Genomic DNA, 15,298 nt, shown 5'->3' on the forward strand with positions numbered 1-15,298 from the left:
GCTTGCAGCAGACTCCCCAGCACCGGGCTCGCTATCGGTGCATCCTGCGCTTCGCGGCGCGTGCGTTCGTGCAGATCTGGTGGTTCGAGCTGGTGCTGCCCCGAGTCGGGCTGGCCCGCGTCGCCGACCGGACGCGAGAGGGGCGGATGCTGCGGCTCGCCCGTCGCTTCCGCGCGCTCGCCGTCGACCTCGGCGGACTGATGATCAAGGTCGGCCAGTTCATGTCGTCGCGCCTCGACGTGCTGCCGCCCGAGATCACCGCCGAGCTCGCCGACCTGCAGGACGAGGTGCCCGCCGAGATGTTCGACGACATCCGCGCGGCCGCTGAGGCGGAGCTCGGGATGCCCCTGCCGCACGCGTTCGCGACATTCGACCCGGTGCCGGTGGCAGCGGCGTCCCTCGGCCAGGCGCACCGCGCCACCCTCTCGGCGATCGACGCGGCCGACACCGGCCTCGACCGGGTGATCGTGAAGGTGCAGCGCCCCGGCATCGACCGGATCGTCGCGGTCGACCTCGCGGCCCTGCGCCGGGTGGCGCGCTGGGCGCAGCGGGTGCGCATCGTGGCATCCCGCGTCGACGCGCCCGCGCTCGTCGAGGAGTTCGCCCAGACCTGCCAGGAGGAGATCGACTACCTGCACGAGGCGGCGAGCGCCGAGCGCTTCGCGACGGATTTCGCCGCGGATGCCCGGGTCGGCGCGCCCGCAGTGGTCTGGGAGCGATCCACCCGCCGCGTGCTCACGCTCGAAGACGTCACCGCGATCAAGATCAGCGACACCGCCGCCCTGCGCGCGGCCGGGATCGACCCCGCGGAGGTAGCGCAGGTGTTCGCGCAGGTGATGCTCGACCAGGTCTTCACGCACTCGTTCGTGCACGCCGACCCGCACCCCGGCAACATCTTCGTCACCCCGCTGCCCGACGGCTCGTGGCGGTTGACGTTCATCGACTTCGGGATGATGGCGGAGGTGCCCGACGGCATCCGCGCCGGCCTGCGCACCCTGGTGATCGCCGTGGCCGGCCGCGACAGCCGGGGGATGATCGCCGCGGCGCAGCAGATCGGCGTGCTGCTTCCGTCGACGAACACCGCCGAGCTCGAACGCGCCCTCAGCATGCTGTTCGCGCGGTTCGGCGGGATGGGCTTCAACGAGCTGCGCGACGTCGACCCGCGCGAGCTGCAGAAGTTCGGCATGGAGTTCGGCGAGACCGTGCGGTCGCTGCCCGTGCAGTTCCCCGAGAAGCTGCTGCTGCTTCTGCGCGCCGTGTCGCTCACCTCGGGCATGTGCAGCGCACTCGACCCGGCCTTCAACATCTGGGAGCCCGTCGAGCCGTACGCCACCAAGCTGCTGCGCGACGAGAGCGGCAACTTCATGCAGGACCTCGGCGCGCAGGCGATGTCGAACATGTCGTCGATGTGGCGGCTGCCCGCCCGTGTCGACGGCGTGCTCGACCGCCTCGACTCGGGCTCGCTGACGTTCGACATCTCGAGCCTCGAGCTGCGGCTCGACCGCATCATCCGGGTCGCGTACCGCGCGGTGTCGGCCGTGCTGTTCGGCGGGATGCTGATCGGCGGCGTGCTGCTGCTCGAGCCCGCATCGGGCTGGGGTGTCGCGCTGATGTGCGTGTCGGTGCTGCCGCTGCTGCACGCCCTGTTCGGGCGCGAGCGTCGGGCGCCTCGGTCGTGACTCACCACGCAGCTGCGCGTCGTCTCGCGGTGGAATGACCCCTGTTTGGACTTGCGGAGATCACCGGTGCCCGTCCAGACTGACCACTCGAACGCGGCCGGAACGGGCCGGCGCCCAAACCGGAGGAACCAGATGCCCACGTCCCGCCCCCTCCATGTCATCGTCGTCGGTGGCGGCATCCTCGGAGCGTCCACCGCCCTTCATCTGGTGGGCGGTGGTGCGAAGGTGACACTGTTGAGCGCCGGGACTCTGGGCGACGGAGCATCGGGTCGCTCTCTGGCGTGGATCAACTCCTCCGGCATCCGTTCGCGCGACTACCACACCTTGCGCATGCTCGGCATCGATCGGTACCGCAGCTGGCAGGCCCGACGCCCAGGCAGCGAACGCTATCTGCGTTTCGAGGGAGCGTTGAAGTGGGCTGACCGGGGCGAATCGCTGCGCGACATCTTCGAGCACGAGCGCTCACGTGGCTACGACACCGTCTGGGTGACCCGTTCGGAGATCGCCGCTCGACTGCCGGATGTCCGTGCACAAGCCGTCCACGAGGAAGGCGCCATCTTCAATCCGGGCGAGGGCTGGATCGACTTGCCGCACATCATCCGGGAGCTCCTCGCGCAGGCAGTCGCCGGTGGCGCGACGGTGCTCGAGCGCGTCGGGCCTGCTGACGTCGAGCGGGATGAAGACGGCGTGCGAGGCGTTCGACTGCATGGCGGGCGTCTGGTTCGCGCGGACCGGGTGGTGCTCGCCACGGGCGCCGATGCGCCTGCTCAGCTCGCCTCCCTCGGTGTGTCGGTGCCAGATGCGACGGTGCCGGCCTGTCTCGTCGTGGCCGATCCGCTGGCCGCGCCCGTGCGCACTGTGCTGAACACTCCGCGGGTCGCCGTCCGGCCGATGCCCGACGGGGGCGTGGCGCTCGACTCCCGATGGGCCGAGGAGTCCGTCGTCCGCGGGGGGAACGGAGAATTCACAGTGCCGGAAGGAACGGTGACAGGCCTGCTTGCCGAAGCAGCAAAGGTGCTTGCCGGCGCTCCGCGTCTCACAGTTCGTCGCATCGGCCTTGGACCCAAGCCGATCCCCGGCGACGGTGAACCGGTGGTCGGCGCCGTGGAGGCGGTGCCCGGTCTCTCGGTGCTATTCACGCATTCCGGCGCCACGCTCGGCCTCATCCTCGGAGAGCTCGTGGCCGAGGAACTCCTGACCGGACGCCCCGCCCCGGTGCTGCAGCCCTTCCGCATCGATCGTTTCTCCTAGCGGTTTCGGCGGACGGTGCAGAGCCGCCGCCAAACCCGCACACCTCGCTATTGACACCGTTCCCAATTTAGGCAAGAGTATCGGTGTGGGAACGTTCCACATCCGCCTGGACGGCGAAGTGACGCAGAGAAAGCGATAGCGATGAGCGAATTGATTCCGGTCCCCGACGACTTCGAAGCGTGTGTCCAGCACGCGATCGACCAGGATGGCAAGGCCCGCTCCCTGGTCGAGCGCGCCGTGGAGCGCGGCGTCGAGCGCGTCTACCTCGTGGGATGTGGTGGTTCGCACTTCGGGACCTACCCCGCCTTCGACCTGCTAGACCGCTACGCATCCGGGATCGTCTCGCAGCGGATCACCAGCGCCGAGCTGACCTCACGTGCGCCCATCGGCCTGAACGAGAAGTCGCTCGTCGTCGCGGCGTCGCACTCGGGCAACACCCCCGAGACGGTGGCCGCAGCGACGTTCGCCAAGGAGCGCGGCGCGATCGTTGCCGGCATCTCCCGCCAGGGTGAGAACGGGCTGTCGCAGATCGGCGACGTTCACCTCGACTACCCGGACACGATCTCCATCACCGAGCCCAAGCTCGTCCACAACGAGCAGGTCGCGGCAGCGCTGCTGGACGCCTTCGGCGCCCCGGAGAAGGCGGCAGAGCTCCGCCGCGGCATCCCGGCACTTCCCGGCGCGCTGCGCGCCGTCAAGGACGAGGTCGCCGAGGCGGGCGAGCGCGTCGCCGACCTGCTGTCGGCCGCGGACGCGCCCCTGAGCTACATCGTCGGCGGCGGACCGGCGTACGGCATGGCCAAGATGATGGCGTGGTGCTACTTCCAGGAGATGAGCTGGATGAACTCGGCGGCCATCAACGCCGGCGACTTCTTCCACGGCCCGCTCGAGATGGTGCTCGAAGACACCACTGTGGTCACCCTCGTCGCTGAGGATGCCAGCCGAGAACTAGGCGAACGCGTCGTTCGCTTCGCCGAGAAGCAGACACGCAACTCCGCCGCCGTCGACACTGCGCGATTCACTCTGCCTGGCATCCCCGCCGAGTCCCGACCGGACCTAAGTGTGCTGGCTCTCATGAGTGCCGAGCGCCGTGTGCTCGATCACGTGGCCGCGCGACGGGGTCACGACACCTCCCAGCGCCGCTACATGTACAAGATCGCGTACTGAACGGCGGGCGGGAGCTTCCCATGAGAGTCCTCGGTGCCGGTGACAACGTCGCCGACAGATACCTGCATCAGGCGATGATGTATCCGGGCGGCAACGCGGTGAATGTCGCCGTGTTCGCCGCCAGGCTCGGGGCACGAGCCGGCTACCTCGGTGTGCTCGGCAACGACGCTGCGGGCCGACAGATCCTGCGCGCGTTGCGGGCGGAGCACGTCGACACCACGCTCACGCGCGTCGTGCAGGCTCCCAACGCGACAGCAGATGTCGAACTGGTCGGCAACGACCGGGTGTTCCTCCGATCCGATCGCACGACAGCGCTCTTCGAACTGGAGGACGCTCACCTGAAGGCGATGGAGGAGTACGACATCGTGCACTCCGGGTACGCGGGCACCCTGCTCAGCCGGGTGCCCGAGATGGCAGAGCGCGCACAGGTGTCGTTCGACTTCGGCAGCCGGTTCGATCCTCGCGACGCCGAGCCCTACCTCCCTCACCTGCATCTGGCGAGCTTCTCCGGCGGTCATCTCGGCGAGGAGGAGGCCGGACTGCTGGTCCGTCGCGTGCTGGACGCCGGAGCGGAATACGCTCTGGTGACACGCGGATCCGAGGGAGCGCTGCTCGGGTCCGCCGACGGCATCCTGCACCAGGAGGCCGACCGCGTGCACGTGCGCGACACGCTGGGCGCGGGCGACGCGTTCATCGCGGGCGTGCTGGTCGGCATCGGGGCGGGGCGCGATCTGCGATCGACCCTCGTCGCCGCCAGCGCGCAGGCTGCGCAGGTGTGCCAGGTGAACGGAGCGTTCGAGCGGGGCATCCCGTTCGACGCGGAGGCCGTTCGGCGTGAGCATGGAACGAATGACAACAGCAACGACGATCAGGAAGCGGTGACGGCATGAGCTTGCGCATCGGAGTGGATACCGGCGGCACCTTCACCGATGTGTGCGCCTTCGATGAGGGCACGGGGCGCGTGCACGTGCGCAAGGTCTCCAGTACGCCCGACGACCCGGGACGCGCGATCGTCGAGGGCGTCGAGGCCATCCTCGACCAGATCGGCTCCCGGACGATCGACGAGGTCGGGTACTTCGCCCACGGCACGACGGTCGGCACGAACGCTCTACTGACCGGACGAGGCGCGCGGACCGGCCTCATCACCACGCGCGGCTTCCGTGACCTGCTCGAGCTCGGACGCGGCCGCCGCCCGAGCATGTACGACCCCCAGGCGGACAAGCCCGAACCGCAGGTGCCACGGCATCTGCGCAAGGAGGTCACCGAGCGCGTGCGTCACACCGGCGCCGTCGAGACCCCGCTGGATGAGGACGACGTCCGCCGTGCGGTCCGGGAGCTGAAGGATGCCGGGGTCGAATCGATCGCGGTGTGTCTGCTGTACAGCTACCTGAACGCCGACCACGAGCGACGCATCGGCGAGATCATCAGCGAGGAGATGCCCGAGGTCTATGTCTCGCTCTCCTGTGACGTGCTCCCTGAGTTCCGGGAGTACGAGCGCCTGTCCACTGTCGTCACCAACTCCTACGTGGGTCCGGTCGTCGCGAACTACCTCGCCCGTCTGCGCGGGGTGCTCGCCGACCGCGGCCTGACCGCCGTCCCGCATGTCACGCAGAGCAACGGCGGGGTGATCCCGTTCTCGACCGCCGAGTCGCTGCCGGTCCGCCTGGTCCTTTCCGGGCCCAGCACCGGTGTCGTGGGGGCGGCGCAGATCTGCTCGGCCGCCGGTTTCGACGACATCATCACGTTCGACATGGGCGGAACCTCCTCCGACATCTCGCTCGTTCAGGAGGGACGCCCGAAGGTCACCGCGGGGATGGAGCTGGATGGGCGACCGGTGCGCTCGCCCATGCTCGACATCCACACGGTCGGCGCGGGTGGCGGCTCCCTCGCCTGGATCGACAGCGGTAACCACCTGCGGGTGGGGCCCCAGAGCGCGGGCGCCTTCCCCGGGCCTGCGTGCTACGGCAACGGCGTCGACGCCGCCGTCACCGACGCGAACGTGGTGCTGCGGATGCTCAACCCTGAGTATCTGCTCAACGGACAGATGAAGATCGACCGTTCCGCCTCGGTGGCCGCCGTCCAGCGCCTGGCCGAGCTGCTGGGACTGTCCGTGGAGGAGACCGCCCTCGGCATCCTTCGCGTGGTCACCGCCAACATGGCGCGCGCGATCCGCGTGGTCAGCGTGCAGCGCGGATACGACCCGCGCGACTACGCGCTGGTTCCCTTCGGCGGTGCCGGTCCTCTCCACGCCTCGCGTCTCGCGCGGGAACTGGGCATGCGCACGATCGTGATCCCCGAGATCCCGGGCGCGCAGTCGGCGTTGGGCCTGCTCATGACCGACGTCAAGACGGACTTCATGCGCACGCTGATCACCGCGGTGGACGACACCACGGCGGCAGCCGTGGACGACGTCTTCGACGAGCTCGCCGCTCGCGCGGCGGAGTGGTTCGTCGAAGAGGAGGTCGAAGAGAGCGGACGCACCCTGCGTCGACGCATGGACCTGCGGTACCGCGGTCAGAACTTCGAGCTCGCCGTCGAGGTTCCTGCGGGCCACCGCTTCGCTGCGGATGGGGCGGATGCCGTCATCGAGCTGTTCCACGAGGCGCACGAGCGCGTCTACGGATACCGTTCAGAGGATGCCGCTGTCGAGGTCGTCACGTTCCGACTCGAGGCCTCCGGCTCCGCGCCGCACGTGGATCTGCGACGCGACGAGATCAGTCCGTCCGACCCGGCGAAGGCCGTCGTCGAGACTCGGAGCACCTGCTTCGACCCCGTCGCCGGATACGTCGACACACCGGTCTACGACCGTGCACTGCTCACCCCCGGCGATGTCTTCACCGGGCCGGCCATCGTGGAGCAGATGGACACCACGACCGTCCTGCTGCCGTCGGACGTGTGCCGTGTGGACGAATACCGCAACCTCATCGTGGAGATCGGAGAGCAGAAGTGACCGCTATCGAATTGGATCCCGTGCTCGTCGAGGTCGTCGGGTCCGCCCTGTCGACCATCGTCGAGGAGATGAGCGAGACGCTGGTGAAGGCGGCCTTCTCGCCGAACATCAAGGAGCGCCGCGATTGCACCGCGAGCCTCTTCGATGCCGAGGGGCAGGCCATCGCCCAAGATGAGGGTGGCTCACCCCTGCACCTCGGTTCGCTCATGGGCATCGTGTCGGCGCTGCGCGAGCAGTACTCCCTCGACAAGATCCGCCCGGGCGACGTGTTCATCGGCAACGACCCGTACACCGGCGGAGGCTCGCACCTCCCCGACATCGTGCTGGCGACGCCGATCTTCATCGACGGCAAGCTCTCCGCCTGGGCGGCGACGCTGGCCCACCACGCCGATTTCGGCGATCGGGGTCACGCGCACATCTTCCAGGAGGCGATCCGCATCCCTCCGGTCCACCTGGTGCGCGAAGGGGTGCGTCAGGACGAGCTCCTTCAACTCATCCTGCTCAACTGCCAGATCCCCGAAGAGCGCATCGCCGACCTGCGTGCGCAGGAGGCGGCGCTGCGGGTGGCCGTGACGCGGTACACCGAGCTGTGCGAGCGCTACGGTGCCGACGTCGTGCGTGCCATCGGGGCGGAGCTGCTCGACTACACCGAGCGCCGGACGCGCGTCGCGATCTCCGAGTTCCCCGACGGCGAGTACACGTTCGAGGACAAGTTCGACTGCCCCGAGCTGGACGAAGAGCTCACGTTGCGGGTGCGGATCGTGGTCAGCGGCGACAGGATGCTCTTCGACTTCGCCGGCAACCCTCCCCAGGTCCGGGCGAGTGTGAACGTCGTCTGGACCGGTCTGTACGCTGCGGTGTACTACACGATCAAGACACTGATCGATTCGGATATCGCCCCCAACGCGGGGCTCTACCGACCGATCACGATCGAGGCGCCGGAGGGGTCGATCATCAACTGCTCGGCCCCCGCCGCGGTCAACGGCCGCAGCGAGACGTGTCAGCGCATCGTCGATCTGATCCAGGGGGCGCTGGCTCCCGCCGTGCCCGAGCGCGTGACCGGGGCGTCCAACGGCGCCAACACCGGGGTGCACTTCTCCGGCCGTGACAACGCACGCGGGCGCGACTTCGTGTACCTCGAGACGATCGGCGGCGGTAGCGGAGCCCGGTACAACAAGGACGGCCTGGACGGCGTCCAGGTGCACATGACGAACACCTCGAACCTGCCGGTCGAGAGCCTGGAGACCGAGTACCCGCTCATGGTCGAGGCGTACGAGTTCATCGAGGACTCCGGCGGCACCGGTGAGTACCGCGGCGGCATGGGCATTCGGCGCCGGATCCGGGCCGAAGCCGAGGACGTGCACTTCTGGCTCGACACGAGTCGTCAGAAGTCGCAGCCTTGGGGAGTGTTCGGTGGCGGTCCCGGCGCTTCGGCACGCTGCGTGCTCAGCGAGGATGCGCGGCCCATCGATCACGGCTACACGGTTCTGCAGCCTGGTCAGTGGGCGTCCATCGAGACGGCCGGCGCCGGCGGCTATGGCGATCCTTCGGCCAGAGTGGACGAAGCCCTTCAGGCCGATGTGCAGGATGGCCGCGTTTCCCCGGAGACGGCCCGCAGCTATCGGAGCTGACTCGTCGCCCGTGCGGCGGCGGCGACGGAGTCGCGCACCAGAAGCTCAGCAGTGAGCATCTGCGGGCGCGACTCCGCCGCCGCTCCCCGGATGATCCCGATCAGCGCCGTGGTCGCCGTGGCGCCCAGCCGCTGACGCGGCTGCTCCACCACGGTGACCGCGGGTTGCACCATCGTCGTCCAGTCCTGATCGTCGAACCCGATGAAGGAAAGGTCATCGGGGATCGCCACGTCCCGAGCTCGCAGCGCTCGATAGGCACCCGAACTGAGCACGGCGTCGGTGGCGTGCAGCGCCGAGGCCTCGATTCCCGTCTCCAGGAACGCCTCCACCGCCTTCTGGGCATCCGCCGTGGTGTAGCTGGAGCGGATGATCAGGCGCTCGTCGATGTCGAGCCCGGCGCGACCCAGCGCGCGGAGGTACCCCACCAAGCGCTGGGCTGAGGGTCGGAGCAGCGACAGATCGACGTCCTCCGCCGGCCGGTCGGTGAAGTCCTTCAGGGTGGAATGCACCTGAGAAGCCTCGGTGACAAGCGCGATGCGCCGGTGCCCCTCGTCGATGAGCGCCTGGACGGCGCGCTCGGACGCGTCGACGTGGTCCACCGAGACCAGCGGAAGGTGCTCGAGCCCCGGCATCCGGCGATCGAGAAGGACGATCGGCATCCCCTCCTCGCACAACCGCGTGATCGCGGCGGGGTCCGGCTGGAAGACGGGCGCGATGATCACGCCGTCCACGCGCTGCTCAGCCAGCAGTTCCAATGCGCGATCCTCGATGTCGGCGTCGTTGTCGGTGTTGCTGACGAGCACCTCGAACCCGGCAGCACGGGCGGTGTCGGCCGAACCGCGCAGCACCGCCGAGAAGAAGGGGATCGCGACGTCCGGGACGACGATGCCGATGATGTTCGTGGTGCCCGACTTCATGGCGCGAGCCAGTTGGTTCGGACGGTACCCCAGGCGATCCGCCGCCTCGAGGACCTTGGTCCGCGTCTTCTCGCTCGCCGATCCCTTCTGCGCGAGCACCCGGGCGGCCGCCGATTTCGACACCCCTGCTTCTCGCGCGACGTCGATGATCGTCACTGCTCCGTGCGCCATGCATCGCTCCTGTTCGGTCGATGGCATCGTAGCGGACGGGCCATTCGCAGCCGCCCCGACGATCACCGTCTGGTAAATCTTCCCTCATGATATTGACATCGTTCCCAACGTGCGTAAGAGTGGGACAAAACCTACCGGGAACGTTCCCAAAAAGAGCGTGTCCCACTTTTCTCCCGAACCGACGAAGACAGGAGGAGGTTCACCGCAGAACCCCGGCGAGCGGGTGAGTGAGCGCCCGAACAGCTCATGACTCCCTGGTCCCGGCACTCGGCATCGCAGCCGAGCACTACTTTCTCTTCCCCTCGGCCCCTTCGGGCCCTCAAGAGACGGATTCACGGCATGAATACTCTCAACATCCGCCCTCGGCGCGGTGCACGGCTCGGCGTCGTCGCCGGAGCCACCGCACTCGTGCTCGGCCTGGGCCTGACCGGTTGCGCCGGCGATTCGAGCGCCGGCGGCACGGATGCAGCTGTCGACCAGACCCTCACGATCGGCTTCTCCGCCGAGCCTCCCGGTTTCAAGACCGGCGTGGACCAGGGCTCCGCCAACCGCCAGCTCATCACGCTGGTGCGCCGCGGCCTGCTCTCGTACGGCCCGGACGGCGACGTCGTCCCCGCGCTCGCCTCCGACTACGAGGTCTCTGAAGACGGCCTGACCTACACCTTCACGCTTCGCGACGGGCTCGCGTTCTCCAACGGAGACCCGCTGACCGCAGCCGACGTGAAGCGCACCTACGAGTACCTCGCGGTGCCCGAGAACGGCGCCGCAGACCAGACGTCGTTCGCGAACATCGCCGCCATCGAGGCCCCGGACGACACGACGGTCGTGCTCACGCTCGCAGAGCCGCAGACGGCACTGCCCAAGATCATCGCCAACCCGCTCAACGCGATCGTTCCCGAGGAGCCGGTCGACGCGAACGGCGTTCCCGTCGGAGCCGGCCCGTTCATGGTGACCGATTACAAGAAGGGCGTCTCGTACACCCTCGAGGCCGACCCCAACTATTACGAGGCGGACTCCGTCGAGCTCGAGGAGATCGAGATGATCTTCATGGCTGACGCGCAGACCCGCGTGAAGGCTCTGGTCAGCGGCCAGGTGCAGTTCATCGACTATGTGCCGGCCACCGATTACGCGACGATCGAGAAGACGAACGGCGTCACGCTCGACACGGCCCACGGTCTCTATGGTGCGCTCCAGTTCAACCTGACCGAGGGTCCGGTCGCGATCCCCGAGGTGCGCCAGGCGATCGCATACGCCCTCGACCTGGACGCCCTCAACGAGGTCGGCACCCTCGGGTACGGCACCGCCAGCGGCGGACTGCCCATCTCGGAGGACAGCGAGTACTACGACGAAGAGCAGGCCACGCACTACGCGCAGGACCTCGACAAGGCGAAGGAGCTGCTGGCGGAGGCCGGCTTCCCCGACGGCGGCATCGACCTCACGCTGCTGACGAACTCGCAGTACTTCGGTCACAGCGAGCGCGCGCAGGTCGTCAAGAGCGACCTCGAGAAGATCGGCATCACCGCGGAGATCGAGACGGGCGACTACGCCAACATGATCGCCAAGGGCAACAACGGCTCGTACGACCTGATGATCGGCGGTCCGCCCGCGGCGATCAACGACCCGTCCTCCATCACCGGTGCGTTCATCGGCGGTCCGACCTTCGTGCGCAGCTTCGGCATCAACCAGGACCTCTACGCCGAACTGCTCGACAAGGGCGCGCAGACCCCGGACGGCCCCGAACGTGCCGAGATCTACCATGAACTGGGAGAGATCTACCTCGAGGACGTGCCGTTCGTGACGTGGGGACAGGGGACGGCGGCCTACGCCTACACCGACGCGCTCGAAGGCTTCGAGATGCTCAACGGACCGATCGTCTATTCCTCGATGTACAGCCTGGCCGGAGCGCGTCTCACCGAATGAGTCGCGCTGCGCACGGCACCCTCTGATTCGAATGGGTTCTCAATGATTCGCTACATATTGCTTCGACTCGGACTGGGTGTCGTCACCGTCTGGGGCGTCGTGACACTGGTCTTCCTGGCCGTGCGCGCCGTCCCGGGCGGCCCCGCATCGATCATCCTGCAAGGTGGCGCCGGCGGCGGGGACGTCAATCCCGCCGCCGTCGCCGCCCTGGAACAGGAGCTCGGGCTGGACCGTCCCATCCTGCTGCAGTACGTCACCTACCTCGGCGATCTGCTGCGCGGCGACCTGGGCAACTCCATCAAGTACTCCACCCCGGTGACCGAGATCATCGCGTCGCCGCTGGGCAACACCGTCACTCTCGTGTTCATCGCGCTCATCATCGGCGGCATCGTCGGCCTCGCGTTCGGCGTTCTGTCCGGCAACTGGCCGGGGAGCGTGCTCGACCGCGTGCTGTCCGGACTCATCTCGGTGGCGGTCTCGACGCCCGGCTTCGTGATCGCGATCTTCCTGTCGCTCATCGTCGGGCTGAGCCTGGGCTGGTTCCCCTCGCTGGGATACCGAGCCCCGGAGGAGGGGATCGGGCCGTTCCTGTACCACGCGTTCCTGCCCAGCCTGGCGTTGTCCTTCGGGTTCCTCGCCATCGTCGGGAGGGTCGCGCGGACCTCCATCCTCTCCGTTCGTCGTGAGGACTGGGTGCGCACGGCCCGCGGCATGGGACTCCCGCGTGCACGCGTGTTCCGCCGCCACGTCTTCCGCAATGCGATCAACCCGGTGGTCACCGTCTCGGGGCTGCAGCTGGGCGGACTGCTGGGCGCGACCGTGCTGATCGAGCAGGTCTTCAACTGGCCGGGTATCGGAAGCACGCTGCTGAATGCCATCAACGGTCGCGACTATCCGCTGGTCCAGGGCATCGTCATCCTGTTCGCCGTGGTGTTCATCCTGACCAACCTCCTCGTCGACCTCCTTTACCGATTCCTTGACCCCCGAGTGGAGGGGTGATTCCGATGAGAAGCGCCTTCCGAACGATCTGGCACAGGTCCAGCCCCGGACTCTTCATCACGAGCTGCGTGATGACCCTGGTGGTCCTGTTCATCTTCATCTACCCGCTGTTCAGCACCGTCAACCCGTTGGCGCAGGACGTCGCGGACGCCTTCGCACCGATCGGCGCCGCAGGGCATCCACTGGGAACCGACAACCTCGGGCGCGACACGTTCGCCCGCCTCGTGGTGGGTCTGCGCACCGAGATCATCGTGTGCGCATCGGGTACGCTGCTCGCCGCCCTCGTCGGCACGCTCATCGGCATCCTCGCCGCGTACTTCCGCGGCTTCGCCGATCTGCTCCTGATGCGCGTGGTGGACGTCGTGCTCGCGTTTCCGAACCTCGTCTTCGCGATGCTCATCGTCTCGCTCTACGGCGCCAGCGACCTCACCGTCGTGGCCGTCTGCGCGATCGCGTTCTTCCCCACGTTCGCGCGGCTCGCATATGGTGAGGTGCTCTCGCTGCGGCAGTCGCTGTACGTCGAGTCGGCCGAGCTGTTCGGCGGTACGCGCTGGCAGATCATCAGCGGGCCGCTCCTGCGCGGCGTCGGGCCGCTGGTGCTCGCTCAGGGCTTCCTCACGCTCGCGTTCGCCGTGGGTCTGGAGTCCGGACTCAGCTTCCTCGGTCTGGGCATCACGCCACCGCGTCCCTCGCTCGGTCTGATGATCGCGACCGGACAGCAGTACTTCATGCAGAGCCCGTGGCAGCTGCTCATCCCCAGCATCGTGCTCGTCGCGCTGCTGGTCTCACTCGGATACGTCGCGGATTGGGTTCGGGATCTCCTCGACCCTCGCGGGGTCACACGGAAGCGGCGCCCGGCACGGAAGAACGCAGCCGCGCGCCCGAACGACATCTCGCTCGGACAGGGAGTCAACGCATGAACGCGCGCGACGAGGTACTGCTCTCGGTCTCGGACCTTCGCATCGACGTCGCCGACAAGCAGCTCGTGCGGGGCGTCTCCTTCACGGTCTCGCCCGGAGAGGTCGTGGCGCTGGTCGGCGAATCCGGCGCCGGCAAGTCCATGACGGCCATGGCGATCCCCGCTCTGCTGCCGCAGGGCGTGACCCGCCACGGTTCGATCCGCTTCCAGGGCACCGAACTGGTCGGTGCCTCCGAGGGCGAGATGCGCCGCTACCGCGGCGCCGAGATCGCATGCGTCTACCAGGAGCCGATGACAGCGCTCAACCCGCTGCACACCATCGGCGACTTCTTGGCCGAAGCCATCGGTGCGCATCAGGACCACACCGGCGGACCGCGCCGTGAGCCCCAGGAGCTGCTCGACCTCGTCGGGCTGGGTGGCTACGACGACCTTCTGCAGCGCTATCCGCACCAGCTCTCCGGCGGGCAGCGCCAGCGGATCATGGCTGCGGGCGCGGTCGCCTGGAAGCCGGCGCTTCTCATCGCCGACGAGCCGACCACAGCACTCGACGTCACCACCCAGCGCAACCTGCTGGCCATGTTCCGTGAGCTCGTCCAGCGTGAGCGCATGGGGATGGTCTTCGTGACGCACGACATGGGCGTCGTCGCGGACATCGCCGACTCCGTGGTCGTGATGCGCAACGGTCAGGTCGTGGAGACCGGCGACGTCTACTCGATCTTCGAGAACCCGACGCACGAGTACACCCGCTCACTGCTGTCGGCCGCCCGGGCCCTGCACGGCGAGGATGAGCGGCAACCCGCCGTTCGCGAGCCGGACGTCGTCCAGGAGGCGGCTGTCGAGGTGGATGCCGCGGAGCCGGTGGCGTTGGAGGTCAGCGATCTGCTCGTGGAGTACCGCCGCTCGGGTCTGCGTCGCCCGCGGACCGAGGAGAACCGCCGGGCCGCCGTTCGCGGGGCGCATCTGAGTGTCGCGCGCGGCGAGACGCTGGGCATCGTCGGCGAGTCCGGTTCGGGCAAGTCCACGATCGCTCGGGCGATCCTCGGCCTCGCTCCGGTGACCGGCGGATCGGTGTCGCTGTCCGGCGTCGAACTGGTGGGGCTGCGCGGACGCCGCCGCCGCAAGGCGCTGTCCCGGCTCGGAGTCGTGTTCCAGGACCCGACGTCCTCGCTGGATCCGAGCCTTCCGCTCTGGCGGGTCGTCACCGAGCCGCTGTGGCGCAGCGGAACCGTCCGCGACAAGGGCGAGTTGCGTCGGCGCGCCGGCGAGCTGCTCGCGGACGTGGATCTGGATCCCGCGTGGATCGATCGCCGGCGCCACGAGCTCTCGGGCGGTCAGCGCCAGCGCGTGGCCATCGCGCGCGCGGTCTCGCATCGGCCGGACGTCCTCATCGCGGACGAACCGACCTCGGCGCTGGATGTGACGGTGCAGGTGACCGTCCTCGAACTGCTGGCGCGGCTGCAGCGGGAGCACAACTTCGCATGCATCTTCATCAGCCACGACCTGTACGTCGTCTCCACGATCTCCGATCGAGTTCTGGTGATGAAGGACGGGCAAGTGGTGGAGAGCGGCGCGACCGACGCCGTCATCCACGATCCCGAGAACGAGTACACGAGAACCCTGCTCGGAGCGATTCCCGTGCCCGACCCGGTCGCGCAGCGTGCGCGGCGTGGTGTGGGCAGCGTGTGATGAGCTCG

The 15,298-nt window shown here is 68.2% G+C and carries 11 protein-coding genes; 10 read left to right on the forward strand and 1 reads right to left on the reverse strand.

Translation table 11 applies throughout. The features are described 5' to 3' along the window. The first annotated feature begins 2 nt into the window (after positions 1-2). The 6 genes from RT309_RS00175 to RT309_RS00200 all read left to right on the forward strand — a co-directional run bounded on the left by RT309_RS00175 (position 3) and on the right by RT309_RS00200 (position 8,678). A complete protein-coding gene (locus RT309_RS00175; RefSeq protein ID WP_313354217.1) occupies positions 3-1,679 on the forward strand; it encodes an AarF/UbiB family protein in 1,677 nt (558 codons plus the stop codon). Positions 1,680-1,811: 132 nt separating this feature from the next. Continuing rightward, the gene (locus tag RT309_RS00180) at positions 1,812-2,930 is read left to right on the forward strand and encodes an FAD-binding oxidoreductase (RefSeq protein WP_313354276.1); all 1,119 of its coding nucleotides are present in this window, start codon (positions 1,812-1,814) and stop codon (positions 2,928-2,930) included. A 141-nt stretch (positions 2,931-3,071) separates the two neighbouring features. Next, positions 3,072-4,097 (forward strand): SIS domain-containing protein, encoded by a 1,026-nt coding sequence (locus RT309_RS00185; RefSeq protein WP_313354219.1) that lies wholly within the window; start codon positions 3,072-3,074, stop codon positions 4,095-4,097. Positions 4,098-4,117: 20 nt separating this feature from the next. Continuing rightward, complete coding sequence (locus RT309_RS00190; protein ID WP_313354220.1) at positions 4,118-4,987, forward strand: PfkB family carbohydrate kinase; 870 nt, start codon at positions 4,118-4,120, stop codon at positions 4,985-4,987. Further along, a complete protein-coding gene (locus RT309_RS00195; protein WP_313354222.1) occupies positions 4,984-7,047 on the forward strand; it encodes a hydantoinase/oxoprolinase family protein in 2,064 nt (687 codons plus the stop codon). Before RT309_RS00190 ends, RT309_RS00195 begins: the two co-directional genes overlap by 4 nt. Further along, on the forward strand, positions 7,044-8,678 hold the full coding sequence (locus tag RT309_RS00200) for a hydantoinase B/oxoprolinase family protein (RefSeq protein WP_313354223.1): 1,635 nt from the start codon (positions 7,044-7,046) through the stop codon (positions 8,676-8,678). Before RT309_RS00195 ends, RT309_RS00200 begins: the two co-directional genes overlap by 4 nt. On the opposite strand, the gene RT309_RS00205 is transcribed toward RT309_RS00200, so the two are convergent. Next, positions 8,666-9,766, reverse strand: coding sequence for a LacI family DNA-binding transcriptional regulator (locus RT309_RS00205; RefSeq protein WP_313354225.1), 1,101 nt, complete (start codon positions 9,764-9,766; stop codon positions 8,666-8,668). The two genes, RT309_RS00200 and RT309_RS00205, sit on opposite strands and share 13 nt — an antisense overlap. A 339-nt stretch (positions 9,767-10,105) precedes the next feature. On the opposite strand from RT309_RS00205, the gene RT309_RS00210 reads away from it, so the two are divergent. The 4 genes from RT309_RS00210 (at position 10,106) to RT309_RS00225 (ending at position 15,290) form a co-directional block, all read left to right on the forward strand. Beyond that, complete coding sequence (locus RT309_RS00210) at positions 10,106-11,686, forward strand: ABC transporter substrate-binding protein (RefSeq protein ID WP_313354226.1); 1,581 nt, start codon at positions 10,106-10,108, stop codon at positions 11,684-11,686. Between the two features lie 42 nt (positions 11,687-11,728). Continuing rightward, positions 11,729-12,685, forward strand: a complete 957-nt coding sequence (locus RT309_RS00215; RefSeq protein WP_313354227.1) for an ABC transporter permease — start codon at positions 11,729-11,731, stop codon at positions 12,683-12,685. Positions 12,686-12,756: 71 nt separating this feature from the next. After that, positions 12,757-13,605, forward strand: a complete 849-nt coding sequence (locus RT309_RS00220; RefSeq protein ID WP_313354229.1) for an ABC transporter permease — start codon at positions 12,757-12,759, stop codon at positions 13,603-13,605. After that, complete coding sequence (locus tag RT309_RS00225) at positions 13,602-15,290, forward strand: ABC transporter ATP-binding protein (RefSeq protein WP_313354230.1); 1,689 nt, start codon at positions 13,602-13,604, stop codon at positions 15,288-15,290. The genes RT309_RS00220 and RT309_RS00225 overlap by 4 nt, the downstream gene beginning before the upstream one ends. Positions 15,291-15,298 lie beyond the last annotated feature (8 nt).

The organism is Microbacterium sp. (assembly GCF_032084865.1).
Taxonomy (GTDB): Bacteria; Actinomycetota; Actinomycetes; order Actinomycetales; family Microbacteriaceae; genus Microbacterium.